At 66.5% G+C, this 13,527-nt stretch carries 12 protein-coding genes and 1 pseudogene; 5 read left to right on the top strand and 8 right to left on the bottom strand.

The window, feature by feature from the left end:
* Positions 1 to 2 precede the first annotated feature (2 nt).
* Positions 3 to 620, bottom strand: coding sequence for a TetR/AcrR family transcriptional regulator (locus tag KKZ08_RS17885; protein ID WP_223775411.1), 618 nt, complete (start codon positions 618 to 620; stop codon positions 3 to 5).
* Positions 621 to 738: 118 nt separating this feature from the next.
* Here KKZ08_RS17885 and KKZ08_RS17880 point away from each other — a divergent pair, with 118 nt between their 5' ends.
* On the top strand, positions 739 to 993 hold the full coding sequence (locus tag KKZ08_RS17880) for a hypothetical protein (RefSeq protein ID WP_223775410.1): 255 nt from the start codon (positions 739 to 741) through the stop codon (positions 991 to 993).
* A 139-nt stretch (positions 994 to 1,132) separates the two neighbouring features.
* On the opposite strand, the gene KKZ08_RS17875 is transcribed toward KKZ08_RS17880, so the two are convergent.
* The 5 genes and pseudogenes from KKZ08_RS17875 to KKZ08_RS17855 all read right to left on the bottom strand — a co-directional run bounded on the left by KKZ08_RS17875 (position 1,133) and on the right by KKZ08_RS17855 (position 6,149).
* Positions 1,133 to 2,113 carry a TniQ family protein gene (locus tag KKZ08_RS17875; protein WP_223775409.1) on the bottom strand — a complete coding sequence of 327 codons (981 nt, stop codon included), beginning with the start codon at positions 2,111 to 2,113 and terminating at the stop codon, positions 1,133 to 1,135.
* Positions 2,114 to 2,116: 3 nt separating this feature from the next.
* Entirely contained in the window at positions 2,117 to 3,169 is a 1,053-nt protein-coding gene (locus tag KKZ08_RS17870) for an ATP-binding protein (protein WP_223775408.1), read from the bottom strand.
* Positions 3,166 to 4,686: a Mu transposase C-terminal domain-containing protein gene (locus KKZ08_RS17865; protein WP_223775407.1), complete on the bottom strand. Its 1,521-nt coding sequence runs from the start codon at positions 4,684 to 4,686 to the stop codon at positions 3,166 to 3,168. The genes KKZ08_RS17870 and KKZ08_RS17865 overlap by 4 nt, the downstream gene beginning before the upstream one ends.
* A gap of 409 nt (positions 4,687 to 5,095) precedes the next feature.
* Positions 5,096 to 5,303 (bottom strand): annotated as a pseudogene (locus KKZ08_RS17860) (transposase); the annotation flags it as partial.
* Positions 5,304 to 5,483: 180 nt separating this feature from the next.
* The gene (locus KKZ08_RS17855) at positions 5,484 to 6,149 is read right to left on the bottom strand and encodes a hypothetical protein (RefSeq protein WP_223775406.1); all 666 of its coding nucleotides are present in this window, start codon (positions 6,147 to 6,149) and stop codon (positions 5,484 to 5,486) included.
* 145 nt (positions 6,150 to 6,294) lie between these two features.
* Between KKZ08_RS17855 and KKZ08_RS17850 the strand changes: the two genes are divergently transcribed.
* A complete protein-coding gene (locus KKZ08_RS17850) occupies positions 6,295 to 6,888 on the top strand; it encodes a DUF4240 domain-containing protein (RefSeq protein WP_223775405.1) in 594 nt (197 codons plus the stop codon).
* A gap of 18 nt (positions 6,889 to 6,906) precedes the next feature.
* Here KKZ08_RS17850 and KKZ08_RS17845 read toward each other — a convergent pair whose 3' ends face one another.
* Positions 6,907 to 7,320, bottom strand: coding sequence for a DUF5958 family protein (locus tag KKZ08_RS17845; protein WP_127832451.1), 414 nt, complete (start codon positions 7,318 to 7,320; stop codon positions 6,907 to 6,909).
* A 64-nt stretch (positions 7,321 to 7,384) separates the two neighbouring features.
* The gene (locus KKZ08_RS17840) at positions 7,385 to 8,146 is read right to left on the bottom strand and encodes an SMI1/KNR4 family protein (protein ID WP_223775404.1); all 762 of its coding nucleotides are present in this window, start codon (positions 8,144 to 8,146) and stop codon (positions 7,385 to 7,387) included.
* Positions 8,147 to 8,448: 302 nt separating this feature from the next.
* On the opposite strand from KKZ08_RS17840, the gene KKZ08_RS17835 reads away from it, so the two are divergent.
* The 3 genes from KKZ08_RS17835 to KKZ08_RS17825 all read left to right on the top strand — a co-directional run bounded on the left by KKZ08_RS17835 (position 8,449) and on the right by KKZ08_RS17825 (position 12,888).
* On the top strand, positions 8,449 to 9,315 hold the full coding sequence (locus KKZ08_RS17835; protein ID WP_223775403.1) for a TnsA-like heteromeric transposase endonuclease subunit: 867 nt from the start codon (positions 8,449 to 8,451) through the stop codon (positions 9,313 to 9,315).
* Positions 9,312 to 11,600 (top strand): transposase, encoded by a 2,289-nt coding sequence (locus KKZ08_RS17830; RefSeq protein WP_223775402.1) that lies wholly within the window; start codon positions 9,312 to 9,314, stop codon positions 11,598 to 11,600. The genes KKZ08_RS17835 and KKZ08_RS17830 overlap by 4 nt, the downstream gene beginning before the upstream one ends.
* A 121-nt stretch (positions 11,601 to 11,721) precedes the next feature.
* On the top strand, positions 11,722 to 12,888 hold the full coding sequence (locus KKZ08_RS17825) for an AAA family ATPase (protein WP_223775401.1): 1,167 nt from the start codon (positions 11,722 to 11,724) through the stop codon (positions 12,886 to 12,888).
* Positions 12,889 to 13,527 lie beyond the last annotated feature (639 nt).

The following is a 13,527-nucleotide window of genomic DNA, read 5'->3' as shown; positions in this document are numbered from 1 at the left end:
CCTCAGGCCGTTGCCTCGCGCCGGTCCGGTCCCAGGATCTGATCGATGTGGTGGCCGAGCACGCGGCTGGCGGCATCCGGTGAGCGATACCCAAGGGCGACGTCCACGCCGAGACTCGTGGCAAGCGACCAGCAGATGTCGGCGTCGACGTGCTCTTCGCCGCGCGGTTCGCCGCCCCGCGCCTGCCGGGCCGCGGCGATGAGCCCGGCGGTGAAGGAGAGCAGTTCGTCGTCGCCCGGAGCCAGGACCCTGGCCACCGTCGGGTCGGACACTGCCCGCCCCGCTGCCGCCAGGGAGAACCGCATGAGCCGCATGCTCTCCTGGTCGGTGCTGATCAGGGCATGGAGGCAGGTGCGGAGCACGGCTTCGGGGCTCGTTGTGCCGGCTGCCTTGACCACGTTCTCGATGTTGGTGTTCACGGCTCGCACGGCTCGGTCGAGCGCATCGCGGATCAGGGCCTGCATCGAGGAGTAGTAGTGCTGCACCTGCCCCATGGAGACGCCCGCTTCGTCGGCCACCTTGCGCAGTGTCACCTGCTCGATGCCGCCCCGGACGGCCAGCGCCCAGACGGCGTCGACCAGGCGCCTCCTGCGCTCCTCGTGGTCCACGATCTTCGGCATTGTGCACTGCAACCGTCCCGCCGACGGCCAGGCGGCGCGAAGGGCGCCCCTGGGTGAGTGCTGCCGCGTGACAGCGACGTTCTGGAGATCCGGAAGGCATCACATGGGAAGGCATCGCATGAAGTGCGACATCTTTGAGGGCCTCGGTGTGGTTCTTCTCGTCCTTGGGGCGCAGGGGGCGATACGCCGGCTCATCGACCACGACGACGCCGGCCTGCTCGGCTGGCTGCCAGGCGGATTCGCGGCCGGCATCTCGCTCTACGTTCTCGCCCTCGTGATCGGCGCGGTTGTCGCGGGCCGGGCCCACGGCGCGGCGAAGGCGGCCGGCCGTCTGTCCGTTCCCAAAAGATCTGGATCGAGGAGGTGTCTCTGACCTGGGCCTTGTCAGTTCTGCCGGGACGGGCTGGAAGCCGGGCGGCCCAGTGGATCTGGACGTTGCTGCGCCTGCTTGAGCGCGAGCTGAGACGGTCCCATTTGTTCTGTCGGATGGTACGGCCGTGGCCTGGTGTCTTTCAGTTCTGGTGGGACTCATCCCGTAGGGCGTCGTAGTCGTCCGGCGTCGTCACCAGCATCAGTGATCGTCCCAGGGAGTCGGTCCAGCGAAAGAGGGCGTCGTTGGGGAAGGCGTGGGAACGGAGCTTCTCGCGGAGAGTGGGGACGTTCAGCCGGTGCTCGGCCTCTGTGTAGACGGAGTCGATGGTGCGCCGGTGCTGGCTGAGGCTCGTCCATCGGCCAGGTTCCCGTAGTGCCCGCCAGGCAGAATCGGCCAGCATGCCCAGCAGCGTGACGAACTCTGGATAGGTGGCGATGTACTCCCGCTCGTCGACGCGTCGCCTGATGATGTTCCCGTAGATGGCTTCCTTTGGAGGAAGCTGGGCGAGGCGGTCGTTCCAGCGTGAGAGCAGATGAGGTTGCTTCTTGTTCAGGAGCCATGAGCGGACCAAGTGCTGAGCTTCCTTCGTCGCTGCTTCCAGGGTGTCGGGGAAGCGCCGGGCGATCCGTCGGTGTCGGTGCTCCGCGGTAACGAGCTCTGGTAGGTGACCGACACGGTAGTGGCGGTTGCCGTCCACCCAGATGCCGTGTCGGCGGCAGAGTTGGAGATCTGCGGGGCGATGGGCGAGGACTGGCCTGGTGATCCCGCGGCGGTGCATGCAGTGTGAGCAGGCGATGTAGAGATGCCGACGGTAGCGGACTACCTCACCTGTGGTGCGCGCCTCAACCCGAGCGATCGCTGGTAGCAGCATCCGGAGGGTCTCGGGCGTAAGGCCCGTCAGGGTGGCCAGCCGTGGCAGAACCATCGGAGTCCAGCGCCAAAGCGTGTCCGTCCTCTTACCAACCTGCGCGTTTTTGAATGGTGTCAGAGTCTTCGCCAGCTGGCCCGCCGTCACGTTGTTGGCGGCGGCGAGGTGGTGCAAGTACCAGCCGAAGACTTCTCCGTGGACTGGTGGCAGAGGAAGAGGCAGGAGCCTGACCGGGGCTTCCCAGGGCTCCATTGCTCAGGCTGCCTTCGGCCTGCGGGCGTATTTGGCTCGGGGGCGATCAGGGCGGGTCTTCTGGACAGCGTGGTCGAGCTCAATCTCGTCGAGCATGCGCTTGGTGATCTTTTCCGTGCCGCTGTCGATGGCGTCGACTGCGGCTTCTCGGATGAGCTGGGAGAGACTGCCGATCAGCCCGCCAGTGCGCTCGTGGAGGTAATCGGCCATGGCGACCAAGGTGCCGGGACGATGGGCGTGTAGTCGCAGGGAGTTCTCCATCGTCACCACCAAGGCCTGCCAGCTCTCCTTGTCCGCGCGGATTCTGTGGCCGAAGGGTCGGGAGGGGATGACCGTATAGCGGCCGGCGATCTGCTGTCCGCGAGTGCCCTGGAACAGGCTGCTGGTCTCGACGTCGAGACCAGCAAGCACGAAGGTGGCCGCGATCCGTTCCGAGAGGTGCTTGAGGTGATCGGATGCCTCGGCTCCATTGCGGGTGGTCAGGTCGAGGTTGTGGATCTCGTCGACCAGGACGAGTGTGGTGCCGAGCTTGCCGAGCAGGTCACAGACGGCGTTGGTGATTTGGACCTGGCTCATGCGGTGCTCCAGCGGGATGCCAAGGAATCGGGCGAACTCGCCTGCGAGCATCTTCGGGGTAGCCGCTGGCGGGACGGTGATGAAGGCGACCGGCAGTCCGCCGACGGCGGTGGGGTTGCGCCGCCGGGTGATCTGTTCGACGTTCTTGCCCAGCTGGGTGATCGCTGTGGTCTTGCCGGTGCCGGCCGAACCGGACACGATCAGGCCGCGACGGGCGGAGACTTGGTGCCGGTTGAGCACGATGCGTTTGCGGCCCGTGGTGACGACGCCACGGATCGTGGGGGTATTCACGATGACGGATCGCGTGTGGTAGTCGATCCGCGCTTCCCTGTAGGACTCCAGCTCATCCTCGTCCAGGACGGTGCCGGACGGGAGCGACGGCGGGGTATCAGGGTTCTCGTCGACGAACGCCCGCCAGCCTTCCTTCGTGGTCAGTGACGTCTGCGGGTTGGCGATGTCCTGTGGTGGAGCCTCGCTCACAGGCGGCTCCCGTCGGTGAAGGCGTCGAAGACGCCGAAGGGAATGACGTTCGACGGCTGCTCCGGGACGGTGGCATCGTCCTCGGCGTCTTCCGGAGCTGAAGCCTGCGGCAGAGCAGGGACAGACCGGGCGGGCTCCAGGGCGGCGCGGGTACGGGCCGCGATACGGCGGTCCGGCCCAGTTTCCGCCCGCGTCAGCAACTGGTCGACTGCTGCGGCCACGGCGGCTTGGTTGGTGTCGTCCTGGCCCCGCATCGCAAGCAGGTCCCGGGCTCGGCGCCAGGTGAAGTCAGCGAACGGTGTCGAGACCGGGTGCCGGTGTGTCCACGGAACCGTGATCCACTCTCCGATGCGGGCGTCGCGTACCCAGACCTGAGACAGGTCGTAAGGGTCGTAGTGGACCTCCCAGAGACCGCCTTTCGCGGCCACTCCCGAAGGTTGGCGCCGTAGCGGAGTCAACTCCGGGCAGTTGTAGGTGCGATGGTCGATACGGATTCCGTAGTCGTTCACCGACCGCCAGACCGCCGGCAGCAGTTCGAGGTAGTCGAGACCGCTCAGCGGCAGCGGGACGTAGCCGGTGCGGGCCACAAGCAGCGCGTACGCGTCGTTGGGTGACATCGACCGGCCGGGTAGGAACGGACTACGAAGCCCGTCGTGCGGCCTCTGCTGCCAGCAGGCCACGATCCATTCCTGAAGAAGGTCATCGAGTTCCGCGAGCGTCCATACCGCCTCGACACCCGCGCCGCGGCGGTCCGTGTTGGAGCCGGTGTAGCCGGAAACGTGCTGGCAGAACAGGGTGTTGATGGAGGAAAACGTCCGCTCCACGATGGCCTTGTCTGTCGGAGTGGCGGGCCGCGAGGGCTGCACGGAGACGCCCAGCGACCGACAGGCGGCGATGAACGCGTCGGAGACGAACACCTTGCCGTGATCGATGCCGATGGATTCCGGGACGATCACAGGTTTCGCGGCGGCCTGCTCCAGCCGGGCGTCGATGTCCAGCAGCCGGGAGTGCGGAATCAGCGTCGCCGACAGTGCCAGGGCCTCCGGCCAGCCCGGCCGCAGCGGCTCGGGGACCAGCATCTTCGCCAGCAGCAGCGACGCATCGACCGCCTTGGTGCCCGCTGGCCGCAGCACCGCCGCGCAGATTGTCCGGGTCGCCACGTCAACGGCGATAGTCAGTTCCGGACGACCGCTCACCCCGTCCTCCAGGATCACCAGCACATCCAGTGGAGTCGTGTCGATCTGCACCAGCTCGCCCGGTCGGCAGGCCGCGGACGGCGTGAACATTCCCTCGGGCCGACGAGCTTGGGAGCGGCGGGAAGCAGCCGAACCGAAGGCGTGCGTGCCCGCGCTCACTGCCTCGACAAGCCGGTAGAACGTCGTCTTCGACGGCATCGGCACCACCCCGGCCCCGTGCTGCTCGGCAAGCAGGGCCTCGACCCGGCGCCGCACCCGGCCTCGTGTCCCAGTCGACTCGTTCAGCTGGCCGGCCAGCACCTCCGCGACGGCTGAAACCACCCGCTCATCAGCCCGGCCCGTTGCGGTGATCGACCAGCCCCCAGACCCCTTGATCCCGGTAGCGGGTCCGCATCCTCTCGACCGTCCGCGCGCTCACCGTCCAGCCCAGGGCACGCAACTCGGTGGCTTTCGCGGCGATCCGCTCCTCCAAGGTATGCCGGGCCGGGTCGTACTCTGGCCGCAGCCCCGCCCCGGCTCCGGTACCGCTTTGCCGCCCGGACTCCAGCTCCAGTAGATGCTGTTCCCAGGCGGTGGCCTTCTCTGCCTCCAGCGGCGGAACGGTGTCCAGCAACGCGAAGGGCGCCACTACCGGTGACCCGCCCTGCTGACCAAGAAACTCGAAGCCTTCGGCGGCCAGCAGGTGAGGCAGCAGCACCAGACTCGCCCGCCCAGCCTCGTCGGCCAGCCGCGCGTGATCCCGCTCCAGCCACGACTCGAACCCCACGTGCCCGCCCGTTGTGGCCGACCAGTACAGGCCTGGGAAGTTCCGCTGGCCGCGGTATGAAGGGAAGCCACGTACTGGCAGTCCTGTCTCGAACTCGACCTCCTCCCGCCTCACTCAGCGGTCGGCGGTGTTCACCTCTGGCGTCCCGCCAACCGACCTCGAATCCGCCCACGTCCAGCGGTGCCGTATCACTCGTCCCGCCCAACCCCATGGACTTCACTGTCCAGAATCAATGGGAATCCACCAGAAGTTTTGGGCTGAAACCCCTCATGTGAGTGATGCTGCGAGCCAGCTCAGTCATCATCTTCATGATCACTGGCGACATTGTGCTGAGATTCGGTGGTGTCGGCGATCAGCCGCCGTGAAGCCCCCACTCGTTGAGGCCGCCGTACACGTGGGCTTCAAGGCATCGAGGAGCATCCATGCCTACGGCCTCGCCTCGGTAGAGGGCGATGAGCGAGTCTTTGCCCCGCCACCACGTGTCCGTAACGCCCTGTACCTCAGGCACCGGCTCGAAGCCGACGAGGTCCAATGACTCGACGGCCTTCCCCTTGATCCTTGTCACGGTCTTGGCCCAGCGACCGGCATGGGCGGCGAGCGCCAGGGATTCCACCCATCCGTCTGTGCTGGCGTGCAGCGGTGTCCAGCGGTAGGCATCGATCCCGAATGCGCCGTCGGAGCCGATCATGAATCCGTAGGCCATGGACACCCGACCGCTTCCCGCCGGAAACGACCAACCCTCAGCGGCCGAGCCCTCGGGGCAGTCGGCGCCCAGGATGCGCGGACCGCCCTCGTAGAACGGGGCAGGCGGCAGCGCAAGACCACCCCAACGGTCCTGGAAGGCCGCGGCCCGGTCGAATTCCACGGCCGGAACTCCGCGCTCGATCCACCGCTCCCGGTGCTGCCCCAGGCCCTGCTGAGGAACACGAACGCCGTCCACCTCGACGAACCTTCTGGCCCGGTCGGTCAGGCCGGCAGGCGCGACCGGGATGGGCGATGCGGGAGTGGCGGCCGTCATAGCGCGGGAGTCTAATGGCGGGGGTCGGTCGCGCTTTGGTGTCAGTCGTGGCGACCACGTGTCATCTATCGCGGCCAGTCACAACCACTGCTCAAACATGGTTCGCCGACCGCACGCTGTCAGAGGTGCCTGGCACAGTGCCGCCGTGGACATCGATTCCTTCTGGGAGCTCATCGAAGAGTGCCGACGGCAGACGCGGGGCCGGGACGAACGGCTAACGTGGTTGCGTGACGAATTGTCGCGGAGGCCGCTGGCAGAGATCGTGCAGTTCCAGGTTCGCCTGGACGAAGTGACGCACGAAACCTTCACCTGGGATCTCTGGGCTGCTGCGGAGCGGATCCTCGGCGGCTGGTGTTCGGACGACGGGTTCTGCTACTTCGGCCTGTGGATGGTGGGGATCGGTCGGGAAGCCTTCGTGCGGGCAGTGATCGATCCCGACTCTCTGGCCGACACCCCAGAGGTTCAGTGCCTGGTGGGTCGCCCTCGGGAGCTCTGGAACGACGACTGGCCGGAGTGGGAGTCTCTCGACTACGTCGCCATGGAGGCGTATGGACTACTCACCCGCGCGGATGACGACTGCGGCGACGCATTCTATGAAGCCGTCGAAGCCGAGGAGGGCGCTGTAGGCGGCAATCGAGGGCCGCGCGGCGAGCAGTGGGACGTGCGATGTGAAGACGAGGCGATGTGCAAACTGCCGAGACTGAGCGCGATGTTTCCCCTCCGGCCACTGGTCCGGTAGGCGCGAAAGCGCGAGGGATCAGGCCGAGGCTTCGGGGGTGTCGACAGACAGGCGATGCCACGCGTGGCCGCAACCGTCGGAGCAGAAGCGCTCTCGTCGGCGTTCGTCGGCGACGGCCAGCACCGCGATCAGTAGCCGGAATGACTTGAGGCGCTCGTCGTGCGGGGTGAGACTGGCGATCTTTCCGAGTTGCTGGTCGATCCGCCCTCGTGTGATCAGAACTGCCGGTGTGTGCGTGGCGCGAAGTCCGGCGCGGCGGATACTTTCCGGGCCGTCCTCGGCGGTGGCGCGGGCCTGAATGCAGAAATGTGACAGGAGGCGCAGGGTGTTGGACTGCTCCTCAGTCGAGAGGCCCTCGAACCACTCGATTCCCTGTGGCATCGGCCGAAGCTCTTGGGCGAGTTCGTTGAGAATGATGTACGGATCAGCCATCCGCACGCCCCCGTTGCGCTCGGTTCACAGACTTTCCCGGTCATCCAAGCAGACCCTCGGATGCCTAGAAAGGCAGTTCGTCGGCTTCCAACGGCTCTGAGTACCCACGTACCCAGTGGCCGGGGAGGGCGGCGCAGAGCGACTCCAGGTCGGCGAACGTACTTCCCCGAACGTGCAGCCAGCTGTGGTCACTCAGTCCGTCGAGCCGCAAGAGCTTCCCCGGCGCGGAAAACCAGCCCACGGGTGACTCTTCCTTCCCCGTCCACATCGGGTACTCGGGAAACTCCACCGGCGCGAACCGACTCGGCAGCTCTCGAATCAGGCTGGCGGGAAGTTCGCAGGCGTTGTAGAGCCGTCCTTCGCCGCCAAGCAGTGTCTCGCTGAGTACGAGCTCGACACAGGCCAAGGAGACCCGCTCCAGGTAGCGGACCCAACCATCCCGTGACTGGACGAACACCGGCGGATCGTCCTGACCGAGGTCCCGCAGCCGCACTCCCCAGAAAGCGCATCCCTGGTTCTCGCTGCGGAAGACGAGCACTCCACCGAACTCGTCGTGCACGAACAGCTCGGAAGGGCGCAGCAGCGGGTCCTGGTTGCCGGTGAGGTCGTGACGCGTACCGAGAAGCGAGTACGCCTCGCGCAACGCGGTCGGCAGCGTGAGCCCCAGCATCTCCTCGGCTCGCTCCAGCTCCTCCGCTCGCGTACCCGCGCCGTCGGCGAGCGGCTCCGCCCACGCTGCGGCAAAGTCCCGAACGAAGGCCCAGGCTCGCGCCCTGTCGAGTATCCCACCGCGCAGAGCTTGAGCCACATCGAACTCGTCAACCATGCGGTGGACCGTACAGGCCGGCCAGCTTCGCCGGGACTCCGCCAGGTCGTTTGCCAGAACCACTGGGACTCGCCACATCTATTGAGAACGGACACCGTCGCGGCTGACGGCGGCGGTGATGTGACTGAGCACGATAGGTGTCGTCATTTCGCGCGCCGACCTGGCCTTTCTTGAGGTCCTGAGCGCGACATCTGTCGTCGGATTCGCATCGTTCCTGACGTGCTCAGTGCTCTTTGCAGCCAAGTTGTCGCCAACTTCGAAGATCGCCTCCCTGCCAGGAGGCAAGCAGCTTCCCTTGAGGCATGAGCGAAACCGAGGGCGTGTCTGGGTTGGCTGGCAATGAGGCTCCGTTTCCGTACGAGCTCGGTTCCCTGTGGTCCCACCGGTGTACGTGGACGGATCTGCTGGTGCCCGTCTCCCTGGATGCGGGGCGGGATGCCCTGGACCTGTCCGACGGCTGGGCGAACCGGTGGACCGCGACGTGGAGGTACGCCGGGGACGAGGTGACGGGCCCGGTACGCCATCTGGGGCAGGTCCCTGTGGCGGGCCGCGGCCCGATGCGGGGTTTCACCTGGCGGCGGGATCAGAGGCATCGGCCTGGCCTGGGACCGTTGCTGGCGACCGGGCGGCTGCACGCATTCGAGAGCCTCGAAGAGGATCAGTTGCTGGTGGCAATGGACTTTGCCGGTGATCTGGTCGAGGTGCTGTCGCAGCCGCTGTGCATTCGGTTTCGCACCGCGGAGAAATGGCGCAAGCACACGCCCGACTTCTTCGCGGTCACGAAGACGGGCACCTGGCTGATCGATGTGCGGTCCAGGCCCCTGATCAAGCCCGAGGACTTGCAGTCTTTCGCGGCGGCCGAGGAAGTGGCAGTCGCTTGCGGGTGGCACTACACGGTCGTGTCCGAGTGGCGTCCGCAGGTGCGGTCCACGATCGGCGCGATGTACGGAAGGCGTCGTCCAACGCGGGACATGCTCGGGGTCCAGGCCGGTCTGCTCGCCCACGCCGCAGAGGGCGTGACGTTCGGAGAGCTGGCGGCCGCTCAGGCGTACTGGCCGGTGGCCCGGGCTCATCTGCTGCACCTGTTGTGGCACCGCAGGCTCGGGATCGACCTTTCTCATCCGCTGACGGACGGGTCGCGAGTGGTTCTGGCAGGAGGTGCCTCGTGAATGCATCAGCCGCCCTGGACCTCTCGCCCGGAGCAGGCATTGTGCTTAACGACGTGGAGTGGCTGGTCGAGCGGCAGGAGCCGCATCTGGGGCGGGTCCACCTGGTGCGGGCGGACGGTGATCGCCAGCGGGTGAGCTTCCGCTTCTTGGTCAACGACCCGAATTGCAGACCGTCGTCACGCACGGCTGCGGAAGGGGCGGACCGAGGGCGTCAGCCGGCCACATGGAGCGATGTGAAGCCGGAGAAGCGCCCCTTGATGGAACAGCGCTTCGCCCACCTGATGGAGGTGAAGTGCGGCTTCCGCAGCGGTGATCCGTTCCGTCCTGAGCCGGGTGAACCGCGTCCCGAGTACGACCCGGACCGCACGACGCTGACCGAGCGACGGGCGGCGAAGGCCGCCGAGCTATCGACGCTGCGGCCCGAGGAGACGAGACTGCTCTTGGGCGTCGCCCACGTCGGAGTGCGCACGCTTGAACGCTGGGAACGCCGGCGCAGGAAGTACGGCGTCATCGGCTGTGCCGATCACCGGTGGCTGCGGGCCAGCGGAGGACACCCGAGCATCTGCGAAGAAGTCCGCGAGGCGATCTTCGCAGTGAGGCAGGAGACGCTGCACCGCTCCCGGGTGAGCGCACGAACCCGCGAGATCATGATCCAGCGCTATGTGCGGGAGACCTTCAAGGACGCTGAGATCGAGGTCCCGAGCTATCACACCCTGCTGCGGGTGTGGAAAGAGTGGTTCGGGCCGGGTGGCGCCCGACCGCGGTACCAGCGTTCGGCTGAACTGCCCACCAAGAACGGACATGTGCTCGTGACGCGGCCGGGCCAGGTCGTCGCCCTGGACACAACGATCCTCCCGGTGATGGTCCGCGAGAATGTCTTCGGGGATCCGGTCACTGTCCACCTCACCCTGGCGCTTGACGTATACACTCACTCCATCTGCGCATTCCGGCTCACGCTGGTATCGGACTCCTCCGTGGACGTCGCGATGGTCCTGCGGGACGTCATGCTGCCGCTGCCGATGCGGGCGGAGTGGGGCGAGGACATGGAGTGGCCCTACCCCGGGCTGCCGGCCGCAGTGGTCTCTGAGTTCGCGGGGCACAAGGTGGCCGCACTGCCGTTCTTCACTCCCGAGACCATCACCTCCGACCATGGCTCTGTCTACCGCAACCACCATCTCGTGGATGTTCAGGAGGCGATGGGATGCCGGATCCTGCCGGCTCGTGTTCTGCGCCCGCAGGACAAGAGCACGGTGGAGCGTGTCTTTGGCAGTATCCGATCGCTGCTGTTCGAGAAGCTTCCCGGCTACACGGGAATCGATGTTGCCGACCGTGGCGCCGACCCGGAGGGCGACGCGGTACTGACCTTCACCGAGATGGAACACTTCATCGCGACCTGGGTCGTGAAGACCTGGCAGAACCGCAGGCTCGCCGAGTTCGCACCCAGCTGGGATCCGGGCGGTGATCACAGCCCCAACACTTTGTTCGCTGCCTCCTTCGCTCAGGAGGGCTTCGACCTGGACATCCCGTCACCGGAGACGTACTACCGCTTTCTGCCCGAGCATCATGTGAAGCGGATCTACCGGCGAGGCGTTAAGGTCAAAGGTCTCTGGTACGACGCCGAGCTGCTGCACCGTCCCGGCCGGCAATCGGCGCGAGGCGGCCGGTACAAACAGCAGTGGGTCATTCACCGCGAACCCCGGGACCGGCGGGTGGTGTACTTCCAGGACCCCGACACACACAAGTGGCACGCCCTACGCTGGACGGGCCTGCCGCCGGAGGGCGAGATCCCGGCCTTCGGGGATACCCGGGTCGAAGAACTTCTCAACCGAGTACGAGAAGCAGGACTCAAGCCGCGCTCTGACACCGAGCTCGTTCCGATTCTCCTGGAGATGCTGGGAGCGGTCGATCCGGTCGAGAGCTGGCCGTCCCAGATGACCAAGTCCCAGCGCATGCAGCAGGCGCGGGAGATCGCCCAGGCCCAGGCAGCCGCTGCGGACCGACCACAACCGCAGGAACGGGGCGAGCCGCCGCTGCTGGCCGCCGCCGGTGTGCCTGAAGCAGAGCTGCTGTTGCGGGAACGGGCCCGGCAGGCCACACGGAGTCTGGACACCCATCGGCGTCGGCGGCGCGAAGCGGCTGGGCCACTGCGGCCGTCGCAGCCTGCCTCCCTTGGATCGAGCCGCCGCGGCCGCAACCTCTTCGTGATCGCGGACGACGATGACACACCCGGCGATCCATACACAGAACTGCAGGGGTCCGGTCCGCAGGCGGCGGAGGAGAAGTGAGATGAGCGACCGGCTCCCAGAGGCACCGGACGAGCCCGTGCCGTTCCTACGCTTCGGCCCCCGGCCGGACAGGACCACTTACGAGGGCTGGCAGGAGTTCCGCAGGACACGCGAGCTGTTCGTGCCGGTCAAGAAGATCTCCCTGGCCGAGTACCGACTGCTGAGCCCGCGCAAGAGGTCGCTGCACGACCTGCATCGCGCGGCCACACACGTCAACATGCGGATGGAGGAGACTCCGATGAGCGCGGTGGTCACCACGCTGATGCGTTCTCGCATCCAGAACAACGCAATGCGCATCGGCCCGAGCACTCTCGACGGACTGATGATCAACGGCGGTGGCTACCAGGGCAAAACGGAGACTGCCTGCCGGACCGCCGCCGAGTTCGAGGACACCTGGCGCGACCTGTTCGAGCGGTACCCCGCCTACTACCTCGACCCGATGCCTGGGACCCGGGACCTGATCGCACCGGTCGCCTACTGCCAGACCCCGGTCAAAGCGACCCCGATCGGCCTGTGTGAGGCGATTCTCGACTTCTACGGCGCCCCCTACGGCAAGAACCTGCGCGGCATGATCCGCAACGTCCGCGAATCGATCAAAGCGCACGCCACCACCGTCTTGCTGATCGACGACATCACCCGCCTGAAGATGCACCGGGAGGACGACCAAGACACTCTCGACCTGATCCGAGGCCTGATGGACCTGGACGTCACTCTCGTCCTCATCGGTGTGAACATCCCTCGCTCCGGACTGCTCAGGGAGGGCTGGCACGACCCCCGCACCAAACAGTGGGTCTACGCCCCACTGAAGAAAGGCAAGAGCTACAACCCCGACGCCTCCACCCAGACGGAACGCCGCTTCGATCTGGTCAACCTTGACCCGTTCGACTACAGCAGCGACGCGGGCATCGCGGCATTCGTCGACCATCTCGTCGGCATTGAGAACCAGATCCGGCTCTTCAACGCCGGCCCGGGCACGCTGTCCGAAGGCGAGATGCCCGAGTACCTCTATCGCCGGACCCACGGCATCGTCGGTCTCCTGCGGCGGCTGGCCGAGGACGGACTGGTCAAAGCCATGGAGAGCGGCCTAGAGGACCTGACTGTCGACCTCCTCGACGAGATCACGATCAATCTGGGCAACGTTCCCGGCAGAGACGACGGGCGGGACGCCGAAGCCGGAGAGATCCCCGACGTCGACACTGCTCCGAAGCGGAAACCAGGGCCGAGGCCCAGAAGGGGCCGCAACAGCGTCTACGACGACCGAGGCACCCCTTCGGCGGCCGAAGGATGACTCACCGCCGACTGTCACGCAGCCTCGACCCGCTCGACGACGAGACCCTTGTCGGCTTCCTTCTACGCCTCGCTCGCCACAACGGCACGACCCCGGCTCAAATCGCTTCTCGTATGGGGCTGATGGACGAGATGAGCACCGCACCTGGAGTCGTCTCGCCGTGGTTGCTCGCGGACATGGATAAGCCACGTCTTGTCCGGGCGGCGCGCGCGGCAGACCTGACTGTGGCGGAGGCCGGCAAGCTGTTGCTTGCCCCCATGGGCCATCGATATGGCCTCGTGAGCCACCTATACCGGCCGTGGACGAGCCCACAGCAGCTGGGCCGCCCCAACCGCTGGGTCTTCATGCGGACCTCCCAGTACTGCCCGCCATGCCTCGCGGGTGATGACGGCCCGCTGGGACGCCTTTACGGAGGTGCCTGGAAACGGGCCTGGCGGCTTCCGGTGGTTTTTGCGTGTTCGCGACACCAGCAACTCCTGAGCCGCACCTGTCCCAAGTGCCGAGCCCCCGCCCAGTTCGCCCCCAACGGCTTGATCGCTCGCCCAGGCACGGAAGATCTTCACCCCACCCAGTGCCGAGCCGCGTCTCCCGCACCGCACACGGGTAGGGGGCGACGCTCGGTCTGCGCGACTGACCTCG

The organism is Streptomyces sp. 135 (assembly GCF_020026305.1).
Taxonomy (GTDB): domain Bacteria; phylum Actinomycetota; class Actinomycetes; order Streptomycetales; family Streptomycetaceae; genus Streptomyces.
This window is presented reverse-complemented; position numbering and strand designations above follow the sequence as displayed.

What these genes read in the sequence shown, in the direction of transcription:
- KKZ08_RS17845 (WP_127832451.1), bottom strand. Translation starts at nt 7,320, where the DNA reads ATGGCTGATCCGTACATCATTCTCAACGAACTCGCCCAAGAGCTTCGG.
- KKZ08_RS17880 (WP_223775410.1), top strand. Translation starts at nt 739, where the DNA reads ATGAAGTGCGACATCTTTGAGGGCCTCGGTGTGGTTCTTCTCGTCCTT.
- KKZ08_RS17855 (WP_223775406.1), bottom strand. Translation starts at nt 6,149, where the DNA reads ATGACGGCCGCCACTCCCGCATCGCCCATCCCGGTCGCGCCTGCCGGC.
- KKZ08_RS17835 (WP_223775403.1), top strand. Translation starts at nt 8,449, where the DNA reads ATGAGCGAAACCGAGGGCGTGTCTGGGTTGGCTGGCAATGAGGCTCCG.
- KKZ08_RS17840 (WP_223775404.1), bottom strand. Translation starts at nt 8,146, where the DNA reads ATGGTTGACGAGTTCGATGTGGCTCAAGCTCTGCGCGGTGGGATACTC.
- KKZ08_RS17875 (WP_223775409.1), bottom strand. Translation starts at nt 2,113, where the DNA reads ATGGAGCCCTGGGAAGCCCCGGTCAGGCTCCTGCCTCTTCCTCTGCCA.
- KKZ08_RS17885 (WP_223775411.1), bottom strand. Translation starts at nt 620, where the DNA reads ATGCCGAAGATCGTGGACCACGAGGAGCGCAGGAGGCGCCTGGTCGAC.